This is a genomic window from Pseudonocardia sp. P1 (genome assembly GCF_000178675.2).
In the GTDB taxonomy this organism is placed as follows: domain Bacteria; phylum Actinomycetota; class Actinomycetes; order Mycobacteriales; family Pseudonocardiaceae; genus Pseudonocardia.
Genome location: NZ_ADUJ02000001.1, coordinates 412,998 through 435,656, shown reverse-complemented (window position 1 = coordinate 435,656; position 22,659 = coordinate 412,998). Strand labels below are relative to the sequence as shown.

At 74.3% G+C, this 22,659-nt stretch carries 22 protein-coding genes; 7 read left to right on the top strand and 15 right to left on the bottom strand.

The genetic code is table 11. The annotated features are described in order from the left end of the window. Nucleotides 1-5 precede the first annotated feature (5 nt). Both PP1_RS01550 and PP1_RS01545 read left to right on the top strand, forming a co-directional pair. Nucleotides 6-653, top strand: coding sequence for a class I SAM-dependent methyltransferase (locus PP1_RS01550; RefSeq protein WP_075314236.1), 648 nt, complete (start codon nucleotides 6-8; stop codon nucleotides 651-653). Further along, complete coding sequence (locus PP1_RS01545; protein ID WP_337819689.1) at nucleotides 563-1,966, top strand: MFS transporter; 1,404 nt, start codon at nucleotides 563-565, stop codon at nucleotides 1,964-1,966. Before PP1_RS01550 ends, PP1_RS01545 begins: the two co-directional genes overlap by 91 nt. Before the next feature lie 6 nt (nucleotides 1,967-1,972). Here PP1_RS01545 and PP1_RS01540 read toward each other — a convergent pair whose 3' ends face one another. Together PP1_RS01540 and PP1_RS01535 are read right to left on the bottom strand one after the other, a co-directional pair. Further along, nucleotides 1,973-2,707 carry a TSUP family transporter gene (locus PP1_RS01540; protein WP_060575936.1) on the bottom strand — a complete coding sequence of 245 codons (735 nt, stop codon included), beginning with the start codon at nucleotides 2,705-2,707 and terminating at the stop codon, nucleotides 1,973-1,975. Continuing rightward, nucleotides 2,707-3,615, bottom strand: a complete 909-nt coding sequence (locus PP1_RS01535) for an SDR family oxidoreductase (protein WP_010229659.1) — start codon at nucleotides 3,613-3,615, stop codon at nucleotides 2,707-2,709. The genes PP1_RS01540 and PP1_RS01535 overlap by 1 nt, the downstream gene beginning before the upstream one ends. Nucleotides 3,616-3,663: 48 nt before the next feature. Between PP1_RS01535 and PP1_RS01530 the strand changes: the two genes are divergently transcribed. Then, the gene (locus PP1_RS01530) at nucleotides 3,664-4,251 is read left to right on the top strand and encodes a TetR/AcrR family transcriptional regulator (RefSeq protein WP_010229660.1); all 588 of its coding nucleotides are present in this window, start codon (nucleotides 3,664-3,666) and stop codon (nucleotides 4,249-4,251) included. On the opposite strand, the gene PP1_RS01525 is transcribed toward PP1_RS01530, so the two are convergent. The 4 genes from PP1_RS01525 to mobA all read right to left on the bottom strand — a co-directional run bounded on the left by PP1_RS01525 (nucleotide 4,193) and on the right by mobA (nucleotide 10,251). Continuing rightward, complete coding sequence (locus PP1_RS01525; RefSeq protein WP_249265988.1) at nucleotides 4,193-5,398, bottom strand: 2Fe-2S iron-sulfur cluster-binding protein; 1,206 nt, start codon at nucleotides 5,396-5,398, stop codon at nucleotides 4,193-4,195. The two genes, PP1_RS01530 and PP1_RS01525, sit on opposite strands and share 59 nt — an antisense overlap. Before the next feature lie 43 nt (nucleotides 5,399-5,441). Continuing rightward, nucleotides 5,442-7,367 (bottom strand): NAD(P)H-dependent oxidoreductase subunit E, encoded by a 1,926-nt coding sequence (locus tag PP1_RS01520; RefSeq protein ID WP_075314237.1) that lies wholly within the window; start codon nucleotides 7,365-7,367, stop codon nucleotides 5,442-5,444. 3 nt (nucleotides 7,368-7,370) lie between these two features. Next, on the bottom strand, nucleotides 7,371-9,329 hold the full coding sequence (locus PP1_RS01515) for a molybdopterin oxidoreductase family protein (RefSeq protein ID WP_083697142.1): 1,959 nt from the start codon (nucleotides 9,327-9,329) through the stop codon (nucleotides 7,371-7,373). 103 nt (nucleotides 9,330-9,432) lie between these two features. Continuing rightward, nucleotides 9,433-10,251 (bottom strand): molybdenum cofactor guanylyltransferase, encoded by an 819-nt coding sequence (mobA, locus tag PP1_RS01510; protein WP_212592108.1) that lies wholly within the window; start codon nucleotides 10,249-10,251, stop codon nucleotides 9,433-9,435. A gap of 72 nt (nucleotides 10,252-10,323) precedes the next feature. Between mobA and fdhD the strand changes: the two genes are divergently transcribed. Next, nucleotides 10,324-11,151, top strand: a complete 828-nt coding sequence (gene fdhD / locus PP1_RS01505) for a formate dehydrogenase accessory sulfurtransferase FdhD (RefSeq protein ID WP_010236116.1) — start codon at nucleotides 10,324-10,326, stop codon at nucleotides 11,149-11,151. 17 nt (nucleotides 11,152-11,168) lie between these two features. On the opposite strand, the gene PP1_RS01500 is transcribed toward fdhD, so the two are convergent. Then, on the bottom strand, nucleotides 11,169-12,122 hold the full coding sequence (locus PP1_RS01500) for a DMT family transporter (protein ID WP_010236114.1): 954 nt from the start codon (nucleotides 12,120-12,122) through the stop codon (nucleotides 11,169-11,171). A gap of 72 nt (nucleotides 12,123-12,194) precedes the next feature. Here PP1_RS01500 and PP1_RS01495 point away from each other — a divergent pair, with 72 nt between their 5' ends. Next, complete coding sequence (locus PP1_RS01495) at nucleotides 12,195-13,325, top strand: LysR family transcriptional regulator (RefSeq protein WP_075314238.1); 1,131 nt, start codon at nucleotides 12,195-12,197, stop codon at nucleotides 13,323-13,325. Nucleotides 13,326-13,363: 38 nt separating this feature from the next. Here PP1_RS01495 and PP1_RS01490 read toward each other — a convergent pair whose 3' ends face one another. The 6 genes from PP1_RS01490 to dop form a co-directional block, all read right to left on the bottom strand. Beyond that, nucleotides 13,364-14,389, bottom strand: coding sequence for an LLM class flavin-dependent oxidoreductase (locus tag PP1_RS01490; protein WP_075314239.1), 1,026 nt, complete (start codon nucleotides 14,387-14,389; stop codon nucleotides 13,364-13,366). A gap of 76 nt (nucleotides 14,390-14,465) precedes the next feature. After that, nucleotides 14,466-14,888, bottom strand: coding sequence for a hypothetical protein (locus PP1_RS01485; protein WP_139316782.1), 423 nt, complete (start codon nucleotides 14,886-14,888; stop codon nucleotides 14,466-14,468). A gap of 65 nt (nucleotides 14,889-14,953) precedes the next feature. After that, a complete protein-coding gene (gene prcA, locus PP1_RS01480) occupies nucleotides 14,954-15,769 on the bottom strand; it encodes a proteasome subunit alpha (RefSeq protein ID WP_010228452.1) in 816 nt (271 codons plus the stop codon). A gap of 42 nt (nucleotides 15,770-15,811) precedes the next feature. Further along, on the bottom strand, nucleotides 15,812-16,708 hold the full coding sequence (gene prcB, locus PP1_RS01475) for a proteasome subunit beta (protein WP_010228453.1): 897 nt from the start codon (nucleotides 16,706-16,708) through the stop codon (nucleotides 15,812-15,814). Between the two features lie 148 nt (nucleotides 16,709-16,856). Continuing rightward, a complete protein-coding gene (locus tag PP1_RS01470; protein ID WP_010228454.1) occupies nucleotides 16,857-17,054 on the bottom strand; it encodes a ubiquitin-like protein Pup in 198 nt (65 codons plus the stop codon). A 167-nt stretch (nucleotides 17,055-17,221) separates the two neighbouring features. Further along, entirely contained in the window at nucleotides 17,222-18,730 is a 1,509-nt protein-coding gene (gene dop, locus PP1_RS01465) for a depupylase/deamidase Dop (RefSeq protein WP_033199336.1), read from the bottom strand. A gap of 123 nt (nucleotides 18,731-18,853) precedes the next feature. Here dop and PP1_RS01460 point away from each other — a divergent pair, with 123 nt between their 5' ends. Next, nucleotides 18,854-19,411: an NUDIX hydrolase gene (locus PP1_RS01460; RefSeq protein ID WP_010228456.1), complete on the top strand. Its 558-nt coding sequence runs from the start codon at nucleotides 18,854-18,856 to the stop codon at nucleotides 19,409-19,411. A 158-nt stretch (nucleotides 19,412-19,569) separates the two neighbouring features. Then, nucleotides 19,570-19,764, top strand: coding sequence for a hypothetical protein (locus tag PP1_RS01455; RefSeq protein ID WP_060575928.1), 195 nt, complete (start codon nucleotides 19,570-19,572; stop codon nucleotides 19,762-19,764). A gap of 896 nt (nucleotides 19,765-20,660) precedes the next feature. Here the strand turns inward: PP1_RS01455 and lpdA are convergent. Continuing rightward, nucleotides 20,661-22,064: a dihydrolipoyl dehydrogenase gene (gene lpdA, locus PP1_RS01450; RefSeq protein ID WP_010235400.1), complete on the bottom strand. Its 1,404-nt coding sequence runs from the start codon at nucleotides 22,062-22,064 to the stop codon at nucleotides 20,661-20,663. Nucleotides 22,065-22,073: 9 nt separating this feature from the next. Next, nucleotides 22,074-22,592: a MarR family winged helix-turn-helix transcriptional regulator gene (locus PP1_RS01445; protein ID WP_010235398.1), complete on the bottom strand. Its 519-nt coding sequence runs from the start codon at nucleotides 22,590-22,592 to the stop codon at nucleotides 22,074-22,076. Between the last annotated feature and the right edge of the window lie 67 nt (nucleotides 22,593-22,659).

The window sequence follows — 22,659 nt, the reverse complement described above, 5'->3', positions numbered from 1 at the left end:
GTGGCGTGCGTGGCCCGACCGGCCCCGGCGTGCTGGAGGAGATCGCGCTGCCGGGCGGTCCGCTGACCCTGCTGCGCCCGGCCGACCCGGACACCGTCGAGCCCGACGCCGTCGAGGTCGCCGAGGGCGTGGAGGAGCTGCACCCGGCGCACTGGGCCCACCTGTGGCCGTCCGGGCGGGCGCTGGCGCACGCGGTCGCCGCGGCGGGCCCGGCGCGGCTGGCCGGGCGCCGGGTGCTGGAGCTGGGCTGCGGGCTCGGGCTGCCGTCGCTGGCCGCGGCCCGCGCCGGCGCGGTGCCGGTGGTGGCGACCGACCGGTCCCCCGCGGCCGTCGGCTGGGTGGCGGCGAACGCCCGCCGGTCGGGGCTGGCGGTGGAGGCCGTGGTGGCCGCGTTCGACGCCGGCGACCCCCGGCTCGGGAAGCAGCGGTGGGACCTCGTGCTGGCCTCGGACGTGCTCTACGGTGTCGCCGCGGCGGACGCACTGACCGCGCTGCTGCCGCGGGTGACGAGCCGCCGGGCGGCGGTGTGGCTGGCCGATCCCGGGCGCCCGGAGACCCCGCGCTGGCTGGAGGCCGCCCGCGGGACCTGGACGGTCCGCACCCGACCACTGCCGCACGGGGTGGACCTGCACGTGCTGCGCCGCAGGCCCTGAGCGGGCGCGCGCCGCTCCCGTCCGTCCGGGCAGGTTCCGCGGCGGCCTCCCGCACCGGGTGGGATCATGATCGTTGCAACACGCACCGGGCGTACGGAAGGGGCTCGATCATCGCTCGCCTGCCACCGGCCGCGGCCTTCGCGGGGCTCGCCGTCACCTTCGCCGTGGTCATGCTCGGCGCCACGATGCCGACCCCGATGTACGCGCTCTACCAGCGCGAGCTCGGGTTCTCCCCGGTCGTCCAGACGGTGGTCTTCGCCGTGTACGCCCTCGGTGTGCTCGCCGCGCTGCTGCTCGCGGGCCGCTGGTCCGACCAGCTGGGGCGACGCCCGATGCTGCTCGCCGGCGTCGCGTTCTCCCTGGTCAGCAGCCTGGTCTTCCTGCTGGCCGGTCCGGTGTGGGTGCTCCTGGTGGGGCGGCTGCTGTCGGGCGTCTCGGCCGGGATCTTCGCCGGGGCCGCGACCGCAGCGGTGATCGAGGCCGCCCCGGAGTCGTGGCGGGACCGCGGGCCCGCGGTGGCGACCGCCGCGAACATCGGCGGGCTCGGCCTGGGCACGGCACTCGCGGGCGTCGCCGTCGAGTACCTGCCGGCACCGCTGCACCTGTCCTTCGCGGTGCACGCGGTCGTGGTGGCGCTGTGCGGGCTGCTGGTGCTCGCCGCGCCGGAGACGGTCCGGGACCGGCCCGCGCACCCGTCGCTGCGCCCGCAGACGGTGGAGGTCCCGCCCGCCGTCCGGGCGGTGTTCGCGCTGGCGGCGACGGCCGGGTTCGCCGGCTTCGCGGTGCTCGGCCTGTTCACCGCGCTCTCCCCGCGGATCGTCTCCGAGATCATCGGCATCCCGAACCACGCCGTCGCGGGCGTGATGTCGTTCGTGCTGCTCGGGGCCTCGGTGGTCGCGCAGCTGCTCGTCCGCCACGCCGGCACCGACCGGGTGCTCGACGCGGGCTGCGTGCTCCTGGTGGCCGGCGTCGGGCTGGTCGCGCTGTCGGTGGCGCGGGCGTCGATGACGGAGCTGCTCGCCGGCGCGGTGATCGCCGGCGCGGGGCAGGGCATGACGTTCTCCAAGGGCCTGGCCGCGGTGAACAGCCGGGTGGACGTGGCACGGCGGGCCGGGACGACGTCGTCGTACTTCCTGGTGCTCTACGTCGCGATCTCGCTGCCGGTCGTCGGGCTCGGCGCGGCGAGCCAGGCCTGGGGGCTGCGGACGGCCGGGATCGCCTTCTGCGGGCTCGTCGCGCTGCTCGCGGTGATCGCGCTCGGTGCGCTGCTCGTGCTGCAGCGACGGGAGGCACGGCCTCCCGCCACACCCTGACCCGGCTCAGGTCGCCAGGGCCCGCACGAGCACGACGACGGCCGACGCCGCCGACACGACCAGCACCACCCGGCGCAGCGTCCGGGCGCCCACCCGGCGCCCCAGCAGGTGCCCGGCGACCCAGCCCAGCCCGATCCCGGGCAGCAGCCACAGGCCGGCGAGCAGCGCGTCGCCCGCGCCCGCCCGCAGCGGTCCCGCCAGCACGGCGGCCAGTGCGACCAGGGCGATGGCCGTGCCCGTCACCGCGACCGTCGCCCGGGCGCGGCGGGGGTCGGTCCCGGCGAGCAGCAACGCGACCGGCGGGCCGGTGACCGCAGCCGTCGTGCCCAGAACCGCGGAACCGGCCCCGGCCGCGGCGCTCGCCGAGGGGCCCGCGTGCCGGGCCGCCGGGCCGCGGGCGGTCATCAGCACCGCGGCGAGGATGCCGCAGGCTCCCGCGACGGCGAGCGCCCGCGGGCTCAGCACCGCCAGCAGCCAGGCACCCACGACGAGCCCCGGCACCGCCCCGGCCAGCACCCACCGGGTGACCCGCGGATCGGCCCACCGGCGCCACCGCACCGCGACCCCCGCCGACAGCAGCAGGTTCACGATCATGGCCGGGACCGGTACCAGTCCCGGCCAGAGCAGCAGCGCCGCCGGGACGAGCAGGAGGTTCACCCCGAACCCGAGCAGGACCTGCACCGCCGTCCCGGCCGCCACGACGGCGGTCAGGACGGCGAGCGCCGTGGGGTCCGGTGGCATCAGCGGTAGCCGGTGACGTCCGCCGGCTTCCCCGCGTCCTGCACCTCGACGATGTAGCGCCAGGCGTCCGGGCGCGAGCCGTCGACGTCGTCGAGGCCGTACTCCCGGGCGAGCTCCCCGGAGGAGGTGGAGCGGCCGTTCCAGCGGTGCCGGTCGGGGTCCGCGGCGAGTGCGGCGATCCCGCGCCCGACGAGCCGCGGCGACTCGGAGATGGCGAAGTGCGGCTCGGCGGTGAGCGCGTCGCGCCAGGTGTCCTCGGTGACGCCGAAGAGCTCCAGCATCATCTCCGAGCGCAGCCAGCCGGGCGTGACGGCGACCGCCGTGCCGCCGTGCCCGCGCAGCTCGTGCGCCCAGGACCGGGCGAGCCGGATCGGGGCGATCTTCGCGAGGTCGTAGAAGGCGTTGAGCCGGTAGTTCTCGGCGTTGTACCCGTCGGTGCCGTCGGTGACCTCGACGACGAGCCCGCCGGGCGTCCGCGACAGCAGCCGCAGCGCGTGGTGCGCGGTGACCAGGTGGGTGTCGATCGCCAGCCGCAGCGTGCGGAGCCCGTTGGCCAGGTCGTGCTCCCAGACCGGGGTCTCCCACTCGACCATGAGCTCGCCGCCCCAGATGTCGTTGACGAGCACGTCGAGCCGGCCGTGCTCGCGCCCGATCCGGTCGACGAGCGCGGCGACGGCCTCGGTGTCGAGGTGGTCGGTGGGCACCGCGATCCCGGTGCCGCCGGCCGCGGTGACCAGGTCGGCGGTGTCCTCGATCGTCTCCGCGCGGTCGTACTCGGACCGCTGCTCGCGCGTGGTGCGCCCGGTGCAGTACACGGTCGCCCCGGCGGCGCCCAGCTCGACGGCGATCCCGCGCCCGGCCCCGCGGGTCGCCCCGGCGACCAGCGCCACCCGTCCCGTCAGGTCCATGTGCCCTCCTCGTATGTGAACGTCTATTCGTTTATATACGATGGTGCCATGCCCCGCCGCAAGCAGGTCCCCGATTCCGACGTCCTCGACGTCGCCCTCGACGTGCTGCACGCCGGCGGCCCGCAGTCCCTGACGTTCGCCGCGCTCTCCGAGGCGAGCGGGCTGGCCCCGGCGACGCTCGTCCAGCGGTTCGGGAGCAAGCCCGACCTGCTCAGCCGGGTGCTGCTGCACGCGTGGGACCGGCTCGAACGGCGCACCGACGAGCTCGGGGCCACCGTGGAGCGCACCCCGCGGGGCGCGGTCGCGTTCCTCGTCGGGCTCTCCGAGCAGTACGGCGGCATCGACAGCTACGCCGACGCCCTGCTGGTGCTGCGCGAGGACCTCCGCGATCCGCAGGCGCGCCGGCGGGGCACGGCGTGGCGGGCGTCCCTCGCCGGCGTCCTCGACGCGTGCCTGGACGGGCCGCCCGGGCTCGGCGACGCCGTCGCGACCTACTGGCAGGGCACCCTGACGTGGTGGGGCTTCGACCCGCACGAGCCGGTCACCACGCACGTCGAGCGGGAGCTGACCCGCTTCCTCACGACGGTCGGTCCTCCGGCAGGTTCTGCACGTGCCGGAACCCGAACCGGCCCTTGATGCACAGGTGGCCGTGGGTCACCGAGTGGTCGGCCGGACTCGTCACGTTCACGATCTCGCCGCGCTGGACGTGCAGCTCCAGGTTGCAGCCGACCCCGCAGAACGAGCAGATCGTCGTCGTGACGGACTCCTCGTCGGGATGCCAGTCGCCCGCCTCGCGCCGGTCGTGCTCCGCGACCGAGACCAGCGCCCCCGTCGGGCAGACGCCGATGCAGTTCCCGCAGTAGACGCAGGCGGAGTCGGGCAGCTCGACGTCGTGCTCGGTGGCGATGCGGGCGTCGAACCCGCGACCGGCGGCGGCGATCGCGAAGGTGAACTGGGCGTCGGTGCCGCAGGCGTTGACGCACTTGTAGCACATGATGCAGCGGGAGTAGTCCCGCACGTAGAGATCGTTGTCGATCTTGACGGGCTGCTCGACGGTCGCCCGGGTGCGCCCGTCCGGGGCGTGGTGGTGCCCGGGATGGCGGCGGTCGCGCTCCCCCGCCGCGGCGGGCGCGTCGGGCGGCCCGTACCGCTCGGCGTCGACGCCGTACTCGCGCATCCAGCGCTGCACGTCGTCGCTCGCACGGTCCATGTCCACCGACGACGCCAGCAGCTCCAGCACCATGCGACGGCTGTGCCAGACCTTCTCGGTGCCGGTCCGCACCTCCATGCCGTCCTCGCACCGCCGGGCGCACGACGGCACCAGGGTGCGGGAGCCCTCGACCTCGACGACACACACCCGGCAGGCGTTGATCGGGTCCATGTTGGGCGCCCAGCACAGCGTCGGGGTGTCGGCCTGCTCGGCCGTGCCCTCGGAGTGCAGCGCCTCCAGGATCGTCGAGCCCTCCGGGACCCGGACCTCCGTGCCGTCCAGCGAGAGCCCGACGGTGCGCCGGATCGGGCCGAGCATCACGGGGCCGCCGGACAGGCGCTCGGCCGGGCCCGGCGCGGCCCCGGCCGGGTCGGCGACGGTGACGCCGACCGCCCCGGCCCCGTTGGTCCGGCCCAGGGTGCCGACCCCCTCGCCCGCGCCCGGGCCGTCGCCCGGGGTCTCCGAGCCGTTCGCGCCCGCGTCGGCCTCGGGGGCGCCGTCGACCTGCCCGGGGGCCGGTGCCCGCGAGCCACCGCCGGGGCCGGCCGGGCCCTTGCCGCTGGTCGTCGTCATCGGTGCTCCCTCGCCGCTGCGGATGGTCGGGTGGCCGGGCCGATCACCGGGTGCCCCCGTGGCCGTTCGTCGACGAGCGGTCGCGCGGGGGTGCCGCGATCAGCCCGAGGTCGATCGCGGACGTCACCGCGGACGGCGCGGTCTGTCCCAGCCCGCAGATCGACGCGTCCCGCATCACCCGGGCCAGGTCGTCGAGCAGCGCGATCTCGGTCTCCCGCGAGCCGATCGGCGCGTTCCGCTCCAGGCGGGCGAGCGCCTCCTCCTGGCGGACCGTCCCGACCCGGCAGGGCACGCACTGCCCGCACGACTCGTCGCGGAAGAACGCGGCGATCCGCCGCAGGGTGCCGGTCAGGTCCGCGTCCTCGTCGAACACCAGGACGACGCCCGAGCCCAGGGTGGCGCCGATGTCGCGGGCACCCTCCAGGGTGAGCACGACGTCCAGGTCGCCGGGCAGGACGAAGCCGCCGGCCGCGCCGCCGAGCAGCACCGTCCGCAGCGACCCGCGGACACCGCCCGCGAGGTCGAGCAGCTGCCGCAGGGTGGTCCCGAAGTCGACCTCGTACACCCCGGGCGTGCCGACCGCGCCGGAGACGCAGAAGAGCTTCGACCCGGTGGACCGGCCGCCGCCGACCACGGCGAACGCCTGCCCGCCGATGTCGAGGACCTCCAGCACGTTGTAGAGCGTCTCGACGTTGTTGATCGCCGTCGGCTTGCCGAACAGACCGACTGAGGCCGGGAACGGCGGTTTGTTGCGCGGCTCCCCCCGGTAGCCCTCGATCGACTCCAGCAGCGCGGTCTCCTCGCCGCAGATGTAGGCGCCCGCGCCGCGGCGCAGGTCGATGTCGAACGCGAAGCCCTCGCCCATGACGTCGTCGCCGAGCAGGCCGCGGGCCCGGGCGGCGGCGATCGCGTCCTGCAGCCGGCGGGTCGCCAGCGGGTACTCGCCGCGGATGTAGAGGTGCCCGACGGTCGCGCCGGTCACGTACCCGGCGATGGTCATGGCCTCGACCAGGCCGAACGGGTCGCCCTCCATCAGCACCCGGTCCTTGAAGGTGCCCGGCTCCGACTCGTCGGCGTTGCAGACGAGGTGGTGCGGACGTTCCGGCGCCTGCGCGACGCCCTCCCACTTCACGCCGGTGGGGAACGCCGCGCCGCCGCGCCCGGTCAGCGACGAGTCCTTCAGCTCGGCGATCACCCGGGTCGGGCCGAGGTCGACGGCTCGGCGCAGCGCCGCGTAGCCGCCGCGGGAGCGGTAGTCGTCGAGCGAGGACGGGTCGACGACGCCGACCCGGCGCAGCAGCCGCAGGTGCGCACCGGTGCGGGTCTGGGGCGCGCTCACCGTCGCGTCGGCGAAGGCCCGGTCGGCGGCCGAGGCCTGCTCCCCGGACGGGTCGGCGGGCGCGGAGGCGGCCTCCAGGACCGACGACGGGGTCGCCGGGGCCTGGGACAGGTCCGGTTCGCCCGCCCGCTGGTGCAGCACCGCGGGTGCCCGCTCGCACAGCCCGAGGCAGGGGCTGCGGACCCAGCAGGCGGCCGGCGCGCCGTCCGGGCCGGAGCCCGTGCCCTCCGGCCCCAGCGCCGGCCCGAGCGCGGCCGCGATCTCCTCGCCGCCCGCCGGGCCGCACGCGACGTCGTCGCAGACGTGCACGACCCGAGGGGCGCGGGGCTCGACGGAGAACATTGCGTAGAACGTCGCGACGCCGTACACCTCGGCGGGCGGGACCTGCAGCGTGCGCGCCACGTGGTTGAGGGCGCCCTCGGACAGCCAGCCCTCGGCGTCGTGCACGGCGTGCAGCAGCGGCAGGAGCAGGTGCCGGTGCGAGCGGGCGGCGTGCCCGGCGTGCCGGGACCGGGTGGCCCGGTCACCCGCCGTCAGCTCGGCCGCGGACGGCGCGAGCAGCGCGAACGCGGCGTCGACCGCCTCACGCTCGCCCGTGCTCGGTTCCGCCGACGACAGGTGCAGGTCCATCCACTACTCCCCCGCGACCGGCAGCGACCCGGTCACCTTCTCGATCCGCACGGCGGTGGCCTTGAACTCCGAGGTCCCCGACTTGGGGTCCCATGCGTCGTTGGTCAGGACGTTGACGTCGACCTCCTCGCTGAAGTGCGGCGTGAACGACGCCAGTCCCGGCCGCAGCGACGGGTCGAGCGCCACCGGCGCCTCCACCGACCCGCGACGGCTCGACACCCGTACCCGCTCGCCGTCGGCGATCCCGAGCCGCTCGGCGTCGGCCGCGTCCATCCGCAGCGACTCCCGCCGGCGCAGCGGCGAGGCGTAGCCCCCGGTCTGGACGCCGGAGTTGTAGGCGTCGAGCAGGCGGACCGTCGTGAGGCGGATCGGGAACTCCTCGGACAGCTCGTCGACCGGTGCGACGTGCTCCACCGGCGTGAACGGCGCCGGGGTGCCGCGCTCGGCCGGGTCGTCGGCCCACAGCCGGGCGTGCATCAGCGGGGTGCCCGGGTGGTCCTCCGCCGGGCACGGCCACTGGATGCCGCCGAGCGCGTCGAGCCGCGGGTAGCTCATGCCGTGGTGCCAGTTCAGCGACACCGAGCGCAGCTCGTCCCACACCTGCTCAGCCGTCGGCTCGCCCCAGTCGTGGCCGAGGCGGTCGGCGATGCCGCAGATGATGTGGGTGTCGGGGCGGGCGAGCCCGGGCGGGTCGAGCGCCTTGCGGACCCGCTGCACACGCCGCTCGGAGTTGGTGACGGTGCCCTCGTACTCGCACCAGTCGGCCGCCGCGGGCAGGACGACGTCGGCGAGCTCGGCCGTCGCGGTCCGGAAGATGTCCTGGACGACGAGATGGTCCAGGTCCTCCAGCAGGTGCCGCGCGTGCAGGGCGTTGGCCTCCGACTCGGCCGGGTTCTCACCGATGCAGTAGAGCGCCGACATCTCACGGCGCTCCATCGCCTCGAACATCTCCGAGAGGTGCATGCCCTTGACCGGCGGGATCGGCTTCCCGCCGTAGACGGCCTGGAACCGGGCGCGCGCCTCGTCGTCGCCCACGTCGTAGCCGCCGGGCAGCTTCGCCGGGATGGAGCCCATGTCCCCGCCGCCCTGGACGTTGTTCTGCCCGCGCAGCGGGACCAGCCCGGAGCCGTACCGGCCGACGTGCCCGGTGAGCAGCGCCAGGTTGATCAGCGCGAACACGTAGTCCGCGGCGTTGTGGTGCTCGGTGATCCCGAGCGTCCAGCAGATCTGGGCACGGTCGGCGCGGGCGTAGGCGTGCGCCAGCTCCCGGATCGACGCCGCGGGCACCCCGGTGATCTCCTCGGCGCGCTCGAGCGTGTACGGCTCGACCGACGCCCGGTAGTCGTCGAAACCGCTGGTGGAGCGCTCGACGAAGGACCGGTTCACCAGACCGGCGTGGATGATCTCCCGCCCGACCGCGTTCGCGAGCGCGATGTCGGTGCCCACGTCGAGCCCGAGCCAGGAGTCGGCCCAGTGGGCGGTGGAGGTGTGCCGCGGGTCCACCGAGTACATCCGGGCCCCGTTGCGGATCCCCTGGAGCACGTGGTGGAAGAAGATCGGGTGCGTCTCGCGGGCGTTACTGCCCCACAGGACGAGGAGGTCGGCGTGTTCCGCTTCGACGTACGCGGAGGTGCCGCCGCCGGCACCGAAGACCGCCGTCAGACCGACGACGCTGGGAGCGTGTCAAGTGCGGTTGCAGCTGTCGACGTTGTTGCTGCCCATCACCGCCCGGGCGAACTTCTGGGCGGTGTAGTTCATCTCGTTGGTCGCCTTCGAGCAGCTGAACATGCCGAAGCGGTCGCCCGGCACGTCCCGGAACCCGTCCGCGGCGCGGTCGAGGGCCTCCTCCCAGGAGGCGGGGCGCAGGACGCCGCCGTCGCGGACCAGTGGCTCGGTGAGCCGGACGTGGCGCGGGCGGAAGCCGCGGCGGTCGCCGCCGCGCGGACGGGTGGTGCGGGTCATCGTCGACCTCCGGGTGGTGAGTCCGGTACCTGCACACCGTAGCAATCGGGAGATCGACGTCACAGGGCTCTGTCACACGTGTTGCAGGTCCCGCCGGCTCCGCTCAGCGGGTTCGGGTGACCTCGTCGCCCGTGACCAGGGGGAACCACGGCGGCAGGACGCCGGCGGGCGCCACCGTGTCCCCGGACGCGACGACCGGGCCGGGCAGCCCGCCCGCGGTCGCCGCCCGTGCGGTGCGGGCACGGCCGCCGTCGCGGAGGCGGACGGCCGGCTGCGGGCGGGCGAGCGCGGCGGCGTACTCGGCCGGCGTGTTGACGTTGGTCAGCGAGTCCAGCCGCGGGTCGAGCCGGGCCAGCACGGGATCCGACCGCAACGTCTCCTCGGCGATCCGGCGCACCCGGACCCGCTCGAACAGCGACGGTGGCCGCCCCTCGCCGGCCGCGGTCAGCTCGGCGACCAGCCCGGCGAGCCCGGTGCGGTAGGCGGCCGCGAGCGGCTGGTGGTGGCCGTGCGCCACCGGCAGGGCGACGTCGTGCCCGGCCAGCAGGTCGAGCACCCGCGCGGCGAAGCCGGGGTGCAGCAGGGGCAGGTCGGTGGAGGCGACGAAGGCGCGCTCCGCCCGCCCGGCGACGGCGGCCAGGCCGACCCCGATCGCCGGCAGCGGCCCGAGGCCCGGCTCCGGGTCGTCGTACACCTCGACACCGGTGGGGAGCTCCGGCAGCTCCTGCCCGGCAGCCCGGACGACGACGACCGGCCCGTCCACCGCCCGGCCCAGGACGGCGACGGTGCGGGTCAGCAACGGGGCGCCGTGCCAGTCCAGCGCGGCCTTCGCCGCGCCCATCCGTGCGGACAGCCCGCCGGCCGGCACGATCCCGGCGGCCGGGCGCCGTCCGCCGTACCCGCGTGTCCCGCCCCCGACCACGCGGGCGATCCTACGGCCGGGCTCCTACCCTGGTGGTCCGGCCGTTCGTCGCGGCCGGAGGAGGGGGTCGAGATGGGACGGTTGACGGTCCGCCGCCCGGTACTGCGGCTGAACGCGGACGGCAGTACCCGGTCCCGCCCGGACACCCTGGTGGCCGAGGAACCGCTGGAGCTGCGGGTGGGCGGGTCCGCGCTGTCGGTCACGATGCGCACCCCCGGCCACGACGTCGAGCTGGCGCACGGCTTCCTGCTCACCGAGGGCGTCATCGGGTCGGGCGCCGACCTGTACGCCGCCCGGTACTGCGACTCGGTCGACGACCAGGGCCGCAACACCTACAACGTGCTCGACGTCGACCTCGCGCCCGGGGTCGAGCCGCCGGACACCTCGCTCGAACGGAACTTCTACACGACGTCGTCGTGCGGGGTGTGCGGCAAGGCGTCGCTCGACGCGGTGCGGCTCAAGACCCGGCACTCCCCCGCCGGTGACCCGCTGCGGATCCGCCGCGAGGTGCTGCTGGCGCTGCCCGACCGGCTGCGCGAGCGGCAGAAGGTGTTCGGCTCCACCGGCGGCCTGCACGCGGCCGCCCTGTTCGACGCCGACGGCGAGCTGCTGGTCGCACGCGAGGACGTCGGCAGGCACAACGCCGTCGACAAGGTGCTGGGCCGGATGCTGATGGACGGCGGCATCCCGGCCGCCGGGACCGTGCTGATGGTCTCGGGGCGGGCGTCGTTCGAGCTGGTGCAGAAGGCCGTCATGGCCGGGGTCCCGGCGCTGGCGGCGGTGTCGGCGCCGTCGTCGCTGGCGGTGGAGCTGGCCGACGAGTCGGGGATGACGCTGGTCGGGTTCCTGCGCGGGGAGACCGGCAACGTCTACACCGGCGCGGAGCGGATCGAGGTCTGAGCCGCCCCGCGCGGGGCTCAGCGGTGCGCGGACTCCCAGGCGCGGGCCTGGCGGTCGGCGAACCGGGCGAGCCGCCCGGCGCCACGGCCCTCGGGCCGGGCCACCCACCCGACCGCGGCGACCACCAGTGCGCAGCCCGCGGCCTGCCACACCGTCAGCGTCTCGCCGAGGACCAGCATCCCGAGCAGCACCGACAGCACCGGGTGCACCAGCAGCAGCGCGCCCGCCGTGCCGGGGGCGAGACCGGCCGAACCGCGCCCGATCAGCACCCACGCGAGCACCTGGCCCGACAGCGCCATCACGATCAGCCAGGCCCAGGTGTGCGCGGGCATCGCGATCGCGATGCCGTCCCCGAGCATGCCGACCGTCCCGCAGGTGACCCCGGCGCCGACGGTGGCCAGGGCGACCGGGGTGACCAGGTGGCGGGGCCGCCTCCGGGACGCCGACCGGTTCAGGTGCAGGAACCCGGCGTAGGCGATCCCCGCCAGAGTGCCCAGCACCGCGCCCCGGACCGGCTCGGGTCCACCCGCCCCGGCGCCGAGCGCACCCCCGGCGAGGGCGATCCCGCCGAGCAGGACGGGAGCGGCGAGCACCAGCCGCCGCGGGACGCGCTCGCCCGCGACGATCCAGGCGATCAGCGGCAGGGCGACGACCTGGACGTTGAGCACGACGTTCGCCACACCGGCCCCGGCGTCGAGCACCGCACGGGTCCAGAGCAGGAAGTCGGCGCCGAGGAACACCCCCGACAACAGCGACCAGCCGGCCACGCCGAGCGGAACCCCGCCGAAGCGGCGGCGCTCGGCCAGCGCCCACGGCGCCAGCACGACCAGCGCCAGCACGCACCGCCAGAACGACGCCGTCGCCGGATCGGCACCGGCGAGCGCGACGAGGATGCCGGTCCAGGCGAGGACCGACGCCCCCGCGAGGAGGAGCAGTGCGGAGTGCGGATCGGTCGCGGTACGTGCGGTCACGGGTCCACGGTCCCCGCCGGGACCGCGAAGATCCAATGAATGTTCCTGCGCTGTACCGCTAAGCTGTGCTGCGTGATCGCGTGGGAGAGGCTGCGGGTGTTCGCCGCGGTCGCCGAGCACGGGTCGGTCGGTGCCGCCGCGGCCGCGCTGCACATCACCGGCCCGGCCGTGACCCAGCAGCTGCGCAAGCTCGAACGCGAGACCGGGACCCGGGTGGTCGAGCCGGACGGGCGGGGTATCCGCCTCACCGCGGCCGGGCACGTCCTGGCCGGGCACGCACGCAGCGTCGCCGCCGCCGTCGCCGACGCGGAGCGCGACCTCGCCGGCCTGCACGACGACGTCGCCGGGCCGCTGCGGATCGGGTCCGTCGCCAGCGCCCTGCGGGTCCTGCTCCCCGAGGTGCTGCGCTCGCTCGTCGCCGAACACCCGCGGCTCGTCCCGACCGTCACCGACGGCGAGGTCGTCGACCTGCTGCCCGCGCTGCGGTCCCGGGACCTCGACGCCGTGCTGCTGGAGAGCTGGACACAGCGCCCGGTCACGCTGCCCGCCGGTGTGCGGGTCACGACGCTGGTCACCGAGCCGGTGCTGCTCGCCGTCCCCGAGGGGCGGCCGGTCACCGACCGCGACCCGGTGCCGCTGCGCGGGCTCGGGGGTGAGGTGTGGGCGTCGAGCCCGGTCGGCACGGAGCCCTACGAGGCGTTGCTGCAGATGCTGCGGGCGGCCGGGATCGAGCCGGACGTGCGGTACCTCTTCGCCGACTTCGCCACCCAGCTCGCGCTCGTCCGGGCCGGCCTGGCGGTGGCGCTGGTCCCGGCGATGGCGGTGGCCGGGGCGCCGGGTCCCCATCTCCGGCCGGGAACGGGCGACGAGCACCCGGGAACCGGGGACGAGCACCCGGGAACCGGGGACGAACAGCAGGGAACCGAGGACGAGCTGCCGGCAACCGGGGACGGGCGGCCGGGCGCCGGGGACGGGCGTACCGGCGGCGCGGACGAGCGGTCCGCACCGGGTGCCGGCCGGGGTACCGCGACGGCGGCCGGGTATCCCGGGATCCGGTTCCGGCCCTGCCGTCCCGCGGTGGGCCGGTCACTGGTCCTGGCGACCCGCGAGGCGGACTCCGGCCTGCCGGCCGTGCAGGCCCTCGCGGGCGTCCTGCGGGCCGCCGCCGGCCGCGCGGTGGCGGCGGACCCGGTACCGGGCTGAGCGGCCCGCCCCGGCACCGGCCGGGGCGGGCCGGTCGCTCAGGCCAGCAGCTCCCGCACCTTCGGGATCACCTGCGTGCCGTAGAGCTCGACGGCCTTCATGCGCGCCGACACCGGCTGCGGGCCCACGGTGTAGATCAGGTCGAAGCGCTGCGCCCCGACCGCCCGGACCGACTCGGCGATCCGGCGGGCCACCGTCTCCGGCGACCCGACGTGCAGGGCGCCCTGCTCGACGTCCGCCTCGAACCGGGCACGCGTCAGCGGCGGCCAGCCGCGCAGGGCGCCGATCCGGTCCATCTGCGCCTTGTACGGGGCGAAGAAGACCTCCTTCGCCTCCTCGTCGGTGTCGGCGACGAACCCGGGCGCGTGCATGCCGACCGGCTTCGCGGCGTGCCCGAACTGCTCGACGGCACGCTTGTAGAGGTCGACGTAGGGCGCGAACCGGGCGGGCTGCCCGCCGATGATGGCGAGCATCAGGCCCAGGTCGTGCCGCGCGGTGCGGACCACCGACTCCGGCGACCCGCCGACGCCGACCCACACCGGGATCCGCCGGCCGGCGGTCGGGAAGACCTCGGCGCCCTCCAGCCCGGCCCGGGTGCTGCCCTCCCAGGTCACCGGCTTCTCGTCGAGGAGCTTCACGAACAGGTCGAGCTTCTCCTCGAACAGCTGCTCGTAGTCGTTCATCGAGTACCCGAACAGCGGGAACGACTCGGTGAACGACCCACGCCCGACGATCACCTCGGCCCGGCCGTCGGACAGCGCGTCGAGCGTCGCGAAGCGCTGGTAGACCCGCACCGGGTCGTCCGAGCTGAGCACGGTGACCCCGGACGAGAGCCGGATCCGCGACGTCCGGCCGGCGATCCCGGCCAGCACCGTCTCCGGTGTCGAGATCGAGTACTCCGGCCGGTGGTGCTCCCCCAGCGCGACGACGTCGACACCGGCCCCGTCGGCCAGCACCACCTCGTCGACGACCTGCCGGATGGCCCGCGGATGGGTCAGCAGCACGCCGTCGTCGCCGGTGGGCACGTCTCCGAAGGTGTCCATCCCGAACACGAACTCAGTCATACCGCCCCCAACCTCGTTGACCGTTCAATCATTCCACGGTCCCCGGTGGGCGCGGTCAGGGGCTCGCCGCGGCGGGTCAGCGCTCGCGGGCGTGCAGGTGCCTCAGCAGGTTCGCGGCGAACCGGTCCCCGGTGGCGTCCATCGTCGCCCGCATCGTCCGGGTCACCACCGGGGCGGCCAGCCGGGACAGCGGCAGGTCGACGTCGAGGGTCAGCGAGATCTCGAGGTGCGTGGCGGGGCTGCCGTCGGCATCGGGTTCGGCGTCGGCCAGCGCGTAGTGGCCCTCCGCCCCCGCCCACTCGGTGACGCCGGCGGGCGGGCTGTGCGTGAACTCGATCCGCTTGCCCTCGGTGAAGGTCATGCGCTCGGTGAAGACCGGCTTGATGCCGACGCCGAGGACCGCCAGCTGGACCATGTGCCAGCGCCAGTGCTCGCCCAGGTCGTCGATCCGGCTGAGCAGCGGCGTCAGCCGCGGCAGCATCACCGGATCGGTCAGCACCCGCCACACCGCCGTCCGGTCGGCGGTGACGACCGCCTCGGACTCGGTCCGGGCGGAGAACCGGGTCAGGAGCCGCCGCCCTCGCCCAGGGCGCCCCCGGCGGCCGGCGCGTCGTCGCCACCGGCGACCTCCGGCTCCGGCTCGGCGGTGCCGCGGTTCGTCGCCGGGAGCAGCTCGGTGAGCGCCGCACCCTCGATCCGGCGGAACGTGCGCCGCGGCCGGGTCCGGTCCAGCACCGCGACCTCGAGCGCCTCGGCGCCGAGCACCCGGGGCTGGGAGCCGGCACCGTTGCCCGCGGAGGCCGGGTCCGCACCGGGCACCTGCAGGCCGCCGAGCGCCACGCCGATCGCGGCGTCGAGTTCCAGGCCGTGCTCGTAGGTCTCGCCGAGCTTGGTCGAGATCGGCTCGGTCTGGCCGCCCATGACGACGAACCGCGGCTCGTCGGTGATGGAGCCGTCGTAGGTGATGCGGTAGAGCTGGTCACCGCCGGACTCGGCACCGACCTCGGCCACGCACAGCTCGACCTCGAACGGCTTCTGCTGCTCGACGAACGCCGTACCGAGCGCCTGCGCGTAGGCGTTGGCCAGCATCCGGCCGCTGACGTCACGCCGGTCGTAGGTGAACCCGCGGAAGTCGGCCATCCGGATCCCACCGGTGCGCAGGTTCTCGAACTCGTTGTACCGGCCGACCGCCGCGAAACCGATCTTGTCGTAGATCTCGGAGACCTTGTGCAACGCCGTCGAGCGGTTCTCGGCGACGAACAGGACGCCGCCGGCGTAGGTCAGCACCACGACACTGCGGCCGCGGGAGATGCCCTTGCGGGCGAGTTCCGACCGGTCGCGCAGCAGCTGGTCGACGGAGGAGTAGAACGGCATCGTCATGGGGAGACGCTCCAGGCTCGTGCTCGTGCGGGAGGGGTCGGATCAGCGGGACGGGCCACCCGGGCGCTCCACACGCCCGGCGATCACCCGCTCGACGACGGAGGCGATCTCGCTCTCCTCGCGGCGGGCGGCGCCGTCGGCGGTGATGCCCACGACCACGGGGTAGATCCGGCGGACGGTGTCCGGGCCGCCGGTGGCGGTGTCGTCGTCGGCGGCGTCGTACAGCGCCTCGATCGCGGTCCGCACCGCGCCGTCGAGGTCCGCCGCGGGATCGTAGAGCTTCTTCAGCGACGACTTCGCGAACACCGAGCCGGACCCGACGGCGTGGAAGCCCAGGTTCTCGTCGTACCGGCCACCGGTGGGGTCGAACGTGACGATCCGCCCGGCCCGGCCCGGGTCGTCGACGGTGGGGTCGAACCCGGCGAACAGCGGGACGACGACGAAGCCCTGCATCGCCGCGCCCAGGTTCTGCCGGATCATCCCGGCGAGCTTGTTGGCCTTGCCGTCGAGCGAGAGCGGGACGCCCTCGAGCTTCTCGTAGTGCTCCAGGTCGACGCCGAACAGGCGGACCATCTCGAGCGCGATCCCGGCGGAGCCCGCGATGCCGACGGCCGAGTGATGGTCGGTGACGAACACCTTCTCGATGTCGCGCTGGGCGATCACGTTGCCCGCGGTCGCGCGCCGGTCACCGGCGATGACGACACCGCCGGAGAACGTGAGCGCGACGATCGTGGTGCCGTGCGGCACGCCGAGGGCGTCGGCGGCGCTCCCGCCCGGTGCCGACACCGGCTGCGGGGTGACACCCGCGCCGGGCATCAGGTGCGGTGCGGTGGCCCCGACGAACTCGGAGAACGACTGCGACCCGGTGAGGAAGGTGCCGAGCTGACCCGTGTGGTGCCCGGGCACCAGCCCGGGGGTGACCGACGGCCGGAACTCCATCTGCTTCGACGTGCCTCTCGTTCGAACTACTGCGCCGGGGGTCCCGCCCGGACGGCGGCCGTTCCGGCACGGCCGGGCCCGCATCTGCGGACCCGGCCGGGACGGTACTGCTCTCGCTGGTGAGGCTGCGGTGGCGCCCGTCAGGCGGTCACTCGCCGCCCTTCTGGACGTAGGACCGGACGAAGTCCTCCGCGTTCTCCTCCAGCACGTCGTCGATCTCGTCGAGGATGGTGTCGACGTCCTCGCCGAGCTTCTCGCGGCGCTCCTGACCCGATCCGGACTCGTTCTCACCGGACTCGTCGTCGCCGTCGCCACCGCCCTGGCGCTTGGTCTGCTCCTGCGACATGACGTCTCCTCCTCGCGCTGTGCCTCGCGGCAACCCCTGATCCGCACCCACCGCACGCTCAGGCCGTGCGCCGGAGGTGGATCCGGTCCCCTCCACCCTACCGACAGGCACCGACAAAATCGCCTGTTCCGATCTGGCGTGTGACCGTTCCCCTCCCGGTGGGGAGGTCAGTTCGCGGTCAGCTTGTCCACCAGCTCCTCGGCACTGGACACCGCCTCGAACAGCTCGCCGACGTGCTTGCGGGTCCCCCGCAGCGGCTCCAGCGTCGGGATCCGGACCAGCGACTCCCGGCCCAGGTCGAAGATGACCGAGTCCCAGGACGCCGCCGCGACCTCCACCGGGTAGCGGCTCATGCAGGACCCCCGGAAGTAGGCGCGGGTGTCCTCCGGCGGCTCCGTCATCGCCGCCAGTACCTGCTCCTCGGTGACGACGCGGCGCATCGAACCGCGGGTGACGAGCCGGTTGTAGAGACCCTTGGCCAGCCGGACGTCGGAGTACTGGAGGTCCACCATGCCGAGCCGGCCGGACGCCCACGACAGGCCGTCGCGCTCACGGTAGGCCTCGAGCAGCTTGAGCTTCGCCGTCCAGTCCAGGCGGTCCGCGGTGAGCATCGGGTCGCGGGCCAGGTCGGCGAGCACCGACTCCCACTCCTCGACGACCTCCCTGGTGTCGGGGTCCCAGTCGGACCGCTGGTTGCCGGCCGTCTCCTCCAGGTACGCGACCGCGCGGGCCAGGTACTCCTGCTGCAGCTGCAGCGCGGTCAGGTGCCTGCCGTCGGCGAGCGGCACGGTGACCTGCAGGGTCGGGTCGTGGCTGATGCGGGCCACCGACTTCACCGGCTCCGCCAGCCGGAGGTCCTCGAACGACCGGCCGTGCTCGATCATGTCCAGCACCAGCGCGGTGGTGCCGACCTTGAGCAGCGTCGCGATCTCCGACAGGTTCGCGTCACCGATGATGACGTGCAGCCTGCGGTACTTGTCGGCGTCGGCGTGCGGCTCGTCGCGGGTGTTGATGATGCCGCGCTTGAGCGTGGTCTCCAGGCCGACCTCGACCTCGATGTAGTCCGAGCGCTGCGCGATCTGGTAGCCGGGCTCGTCGCCCTGCTGGCCCAGCCCGACCCGGCCGGCCCCGCACACGATCTGCCGGGACACGAAGAACGGCGTCAGGCCGGTCACGATCGACGGGAACGTCGTGGTGCGGGCCATCAGGTAGTTCTCGTGCGAGCCGTAGCTCGCGCCCTTGCCGTCGACGTTGTTCTTGTAGAGCTGCATCCGCGGCGCACCCGGCACGGTGGCGGCCCGGTTCGCGGCCTCCAGCATGATCCGCTCGCCTGCCTTGTCCCAGACCACGACGTCGCGCGGGGTCAGCACCTCGGGCGTGGAGAACTCGGGGTGCGCGTGGTCGACGTAGAACCGGGCGCCGTTGGTGAGGATGACGTTCGCGGCGCCGAGGTCGTCCAGATCGGTGTCCATCTGCGGGGCCAGCGACGGCGCGGACAGGTCGAACCCGCGCGCGTCGCGCAGCGGCGACTCGACCTCGTAGTCCCAGCGGGCCCGGCGGTTGCGCGGGACGTCCGCCGCCGCGGCGTAGGCGAGCACGACCTGCGTGGAGGTGACGACCGGGTTCGCGGTGGGGTCCCCGGGCACGGCGATGCCGTACTCGACCTCGGTGCCCATGATCCGGCGGGCCGTCACGTCCGGGCCCCTGCGCAAGACTGCATCCACCGAGCCTAACCTCAGCCGCCCTGCTCGCACCCCCGCCGCGCGGCGGCGTCGGCCACTGTCCGATCATCTGCGGGCGTGACGGATCCCGCCCGCGAACGCCTCACCGTCTTCGACGCGGCAGGCACGCCGACCGGCGCCGCCGAGCGCGGCGAGGTCTACGCCCGCTCCCTGTGGCACGCCACGACCGCGATCGCCCTGCGCAGCACCGACGGCGAGCACCTCTACGTGCACCGCCGGACCGACACCAAGCTGGTCATGGCCGGACTCTGGGACTGCTGGGCCGGCGGCGTGCTGGACGAGGGCGAGGCTCCCGACGACTGCGCCGCCCGTGAGCTCGCCGAGGAGCTGGGTGTGACGGGCGTCGCGCTCGAGAAGCTCTTCGTCCTCCCGTTCGACGCCGCCGCGCTCGGCGTCGACACGGGCCCCGGCTCGGGCCCGCACGGGCTGCACGCCCACGTGCACGCCTACCAGGCGTACTGGGACGGCCCGGTGGTCCACCAGCCGTCCGAGGTGGCCGAGGGCGGCTGGTGGAGCTTCGGCGAGCTGCGCGCCCGGCTCGGCACCCCGGACTACCCGTGGGTGCCCGACGGCCTCTGGATCACCCGGCGCTGGCTCGCCGGAGACGTCGACTAGGGTTCCCGGCCAGCGCGTTTACCAATGGGTAACATATGTCACCCACTCCGGTACCTGGATCGGTTAACAACCGGCGGGTCGCGTGACGACACGACGGGGAGGGTCCAGCGTGGGGCCCTCCCGACGCCCCCACCACGTACATGCACTCAGGAGTTCCCATGGTCAGCATCTCGGTCTCGGCCCGCTCCCTCGCCGCCGCCCGGCTGATCGACCCGGAGGTCAACACCGCCGCCGTCCAGGCCGCGGTGGAGGCCGCCCTCGCCGCCGAGCGCCAGGAGAAGCGCGACGCCGGCCGCCCCGCGACCCGCCGCGAGCACACCGCCCGCCGCGAGCCCGGCGCCGGCGCCGCCTGAACCCCGCGCCTCCCCGGATCGGACCTCCCCGGATCCGCCCTCTGGGATCCGACCTCCCGGGACCCGGCCTCCCGGAGGACGCGGGGCACGCAGTGCACGGGGCACCCCCTCCCTGCCCCGGGGCGCACCCCGTGACCGCGTGCCGCACCCCGTGACCGCGCGCCGCACCCCACGCAACGGGTGCTCCGAGCCGCGACGGGGTGCGCCGAGCCGGAGCCGGGTGCGCAGAGCCGCATGCTCCGAGCCGCGACCGGGTGCGCCGAGCCGGATGCTCCGAGCCGCGACCGGGTGCGCCGAGCCCGAGCCGGGTGCGCAGAGCCGCATGCTCCGAGCCGCGTGCTCCGAGCCCGAGCCGGGTGCGCAGAGCCGCAGCCGGGCGCGCAGAGCCGGATGCTCCGAGCCGCGACCGGGTGCGGAGAGCCCGGGCCGGGTGCGACAGGCCGGGCCACGGCGCCGAATCCGGTTCCCGACAGCCGCTCGACACCGCCGGTACTACGCCACCCTGCGCGACACCTCGCCTTCGCACGGGTTCCCTTCGTTCGCACGGGGTCGGATCCCGTGCGAGCGACGGGAACCCGTGCGAACGGAGCGGTCACGTGGGGACGAGGCGCCTTCCCGGGCAGAGATCGTCGGCCGGTGACCGGTCCTCCGGAGCAGGAGGACGGGTCCCCGGCACAGATCGCTGCCTGAGGAAGCGGTTCTCCGGAAGAGGTACGCCGACGAGCCACCGCACCCGGGGCGACGGGGCACCGCACCCGGGGCGTGCGAGGGCGGCGGATCGGCGCCGGGCACTCCGGACGCCCACCCACGTGCCGGCACCCCGCTCACGAGCGGGCCCCGGACACACGGGAGCCCGCACCCCGACGGGGTGCGGGCCCCCGGCCGTTCCGCGTCCGTCAGAAGTTGATCATGTGGCCGGACAGGCCGTGGATCGCCTCCTGCAGGCACTCCGACAGGGTCGGGTGCGCGTGCACGTTGCGCGCCATCTCGTGGACGGTCAGGTCCCACTTCTGGGCCAGGGTGAGCTCCGGCAGCAGCTCGGTCGCCTCGGCGCCGATGATGTGCCCGCCCAGGAGCTCGCCGTGGGTGTCGTCGGAGATGAGCTTGACGAAGCCGGCGGGCTCGGCCATGCCGTGCGCCTTGCCGTTCGCGGTGAAGGGGAAGGTCGCGACGTTGACCTTCCAGCCCTTCTCGTCCGCCAGGTCCCGGGCCTCGGCCTCGGTCCAGCCGAACGACGCGACCTGCGGGTTGCAGAAGGTCGCCCGCGGCATCATCTTGTAGTCCAGCTCCTGGGTCTCGGCGCCCGCCAGGGTCTCGGCGGCGACGATGCCCTGCGCCTCGGCGACGTGGGCGAGCATGAGCTTGGCGGTGACGTCACCGATCGCGTAGACGTGGTCGACGTTGGTGCGCATGTGGTCGTCGATCTCGATCGCGCCACGCTGGGTCAGCGACACGCCCAGCTTGTCGAGGCCGTAGCCGTCGACCCGCGGCGCGAAGCCGATCGCCTGCACGACCTTGTCGGCCCGCAGGTCCTCGTTGCCCTTCGACGACGACACCGAGACGGTGACGCCCGAGCCGTCGTCGGTGATCGACTCCACCTTGGTGGAGGTCCGGACGGTGACCCCGAGCTTCTTGTAGGCCTTGAGCAGCTCCTTGGACACGTCGGCGTCCTCGAGCGGGAGCAGCCGGTCCAGGTACTCGACGATGGTGACGTCGACACCGTAGTTGGCCAGCACGAACGCGAACTCGACGCCGATCGCGCCGGCGCCGGCGATGATCACGCTCTCCGGCAGTTCGCGGGTGAGGATCTGCTCCTCGTAGGTCACCACGCGCTCGGAGAGCTCGGTGCCCGGCAGCAGCTTGACCGTCGAACCCGCCGCGATGATCACGTCGTCGTAGGTGACGGTCTCGTTGCCGCCCTTCGACAGCTCGACCTCGATCTCGCCCGGCTTGGTGAACCGGCCGAACCCGTCGAGCTCGGTGATCTTGTTCTTCTTCATGAGGAAGTGCACGCCCTTGACCCGGCCGTCCGCGACGGTCCGGCTGCGGTCGAAGGCGGCACCGAAGTCCAGCGACACCTCGCCGGACAGGCCGAAGGTCTTCTGCTCCTTCGTGACGATGTGGGCGATCTCCGCGTTGCGCAGCAGCGCCTTGGACGGGATGCAGCCCACGTTGAGGCAGACACCGCCCCAGTACTTCTCCTCGATCACCGCCACACTGCGGCCGAGCTGGGCGGCGCGAATGGCCGCCACGTATCCACCGGGTCCGGCACCGAGCACGACGACGTCGAAATGAGGCATGTGCCCAGCCTAGGATGCGCGTGCGGGCTCCGGGCCGTCCGGGCCTGCGTCCCCGGTCACCGGCCACTCCCCCGTGCCCGACAGGTGCGCCACGACCGCCTCGCAGGCCTCCTGCAACCCGGCCTGCTGGGCGGGCGTCAGACCGTCGAAGACCGCCTCGCGCACGCTCTCGACGTGGTCCGGCGCGGCCGCCTCGAGCACCGCGAACCCGGCGTCGGTGAGGTGTGCGAGCTGGCCGCGGCGGTCGGTCGGGCAGGACCGGCGACCGATCCAGCCGGCCTCCTCCATCCGGGCCACCGCGTGCGAGATCCGGCTGCGCGAGGACATCGCCGACTCGGCGAGCACGCTCATCCGCAGCGTCCGGTCCGGCGCCTCGGACAGCCGCACCAGGATCTCGTAGTACGCCTGCGGCATCCCGGCGCCCGTCTGCAGCCGTCGCTCGACCAGGTCGGACACCAGGCGCTGTGCCGCGAGGAAGGCCCGCCAGGTCCGCTGCTCGTCGTCGTCGAGCCAGCGAGTGTGATCCACGACACCCTCCGAAATCTTTGAGCCCTCATCTTGTTGCACCTAGTATCGCTCTCAACAAGTGAGAGTT

Excerpts from the sequence above, each read along its gene's own strand:
- PP1_RS01470 (WP_010228454.1), bottom strand. The coding sequence starts at position 17,054 with ATGTCGCAGGAGCAGACCAAGCGCCAGGGCGGTGGCGACGGCGACGAC.
- prcA (WP_010228452.1), bottom strand. The coding sequence starts at position 15,769 with ATGACGATGCCGTTCTACTCCTCCGTCGACCAGCTGCTGCGCGACCGG.
- lpdA (WP_010235400.1), bottom strand. The coding sequence starts at position 22,064 with ATGCCTCATTTCGACGTCGTCGTGCTCGGTGCCGGACCCGGTGGATAC.
- PP1_RS01490 (WP_075314239.1), bottom strand. The coding sequence starts at position 14,389 with ATGACTGAGTTCGTGTTCGGGATGGACACCTTCGGAGACGTGCCCACC.
- PP1_RS01530 (WP_010229660.1), top strand. The coding sequence starts at position 3,664 with ATGCCCCGCCGCAAGCAGGTCCCCGATTCCGACGTCCTCGACGTCGCC.
- dop (WP_033199336.1), bottom strand. The coding sequence starts at position 18,730 with ATGGGCACCGAGGTCGAGTACGGCATCGCCGTGCCCGGGGACCCCACC.
- PP1_RS01540 (WP_060575936.1), bottom strand. The coding sequence starts at position 2,707 with ATGCCACCGGACCCCACGGCGCTCGCCGTCCTGACCGCCGTCGTGGCG.
- PP1_RS01525 (WP_249265988.1), bottom strand. The coding sequence starts at position 5,398 with ATGACGACGACCAGCGGCAAGGGCCCGGCCGGCCCCGGCGGTGGCTCG.
- PP1_RS01520 (WP_075314237.1), bottom strand. The coding sequence starts at position 7,367 with ATGGACCTGCACCTGTCGTCGGCGGAACCGAGCACGGGCGAGCGTGAG.
- PP1_RS01455 (WP_060575928.1), top strand. The coding sequence starts at position 19,570 with ATGGTCAGCATCTCGGTCTCGGCCCGCTCCCTCGCCGCCGCCCGGCTG.
- prcB (WP_010228453.1), bottom strand. The coding sequence starts at position 16,708 with ATGGAGTTCCGGCCGTCGGTCACCCCCGGGCTGGTGCCCGGGCACCAC.
- PP1_RS01535 (WP_010229659.1), bottom strand. The coding sequence starts at position 3,615 with ATGGACCTGACGGGACGGGTGGCGCTGGTCGCCGGGGCGACCCGCGGG.
- fdhD (WP_010236116.1), top strand. The coding sequence starts at position 10,324 with ATGGGACGGTTGACGGTCCGCCGCCCGGTACTGCGGCTGAACGCGGAC.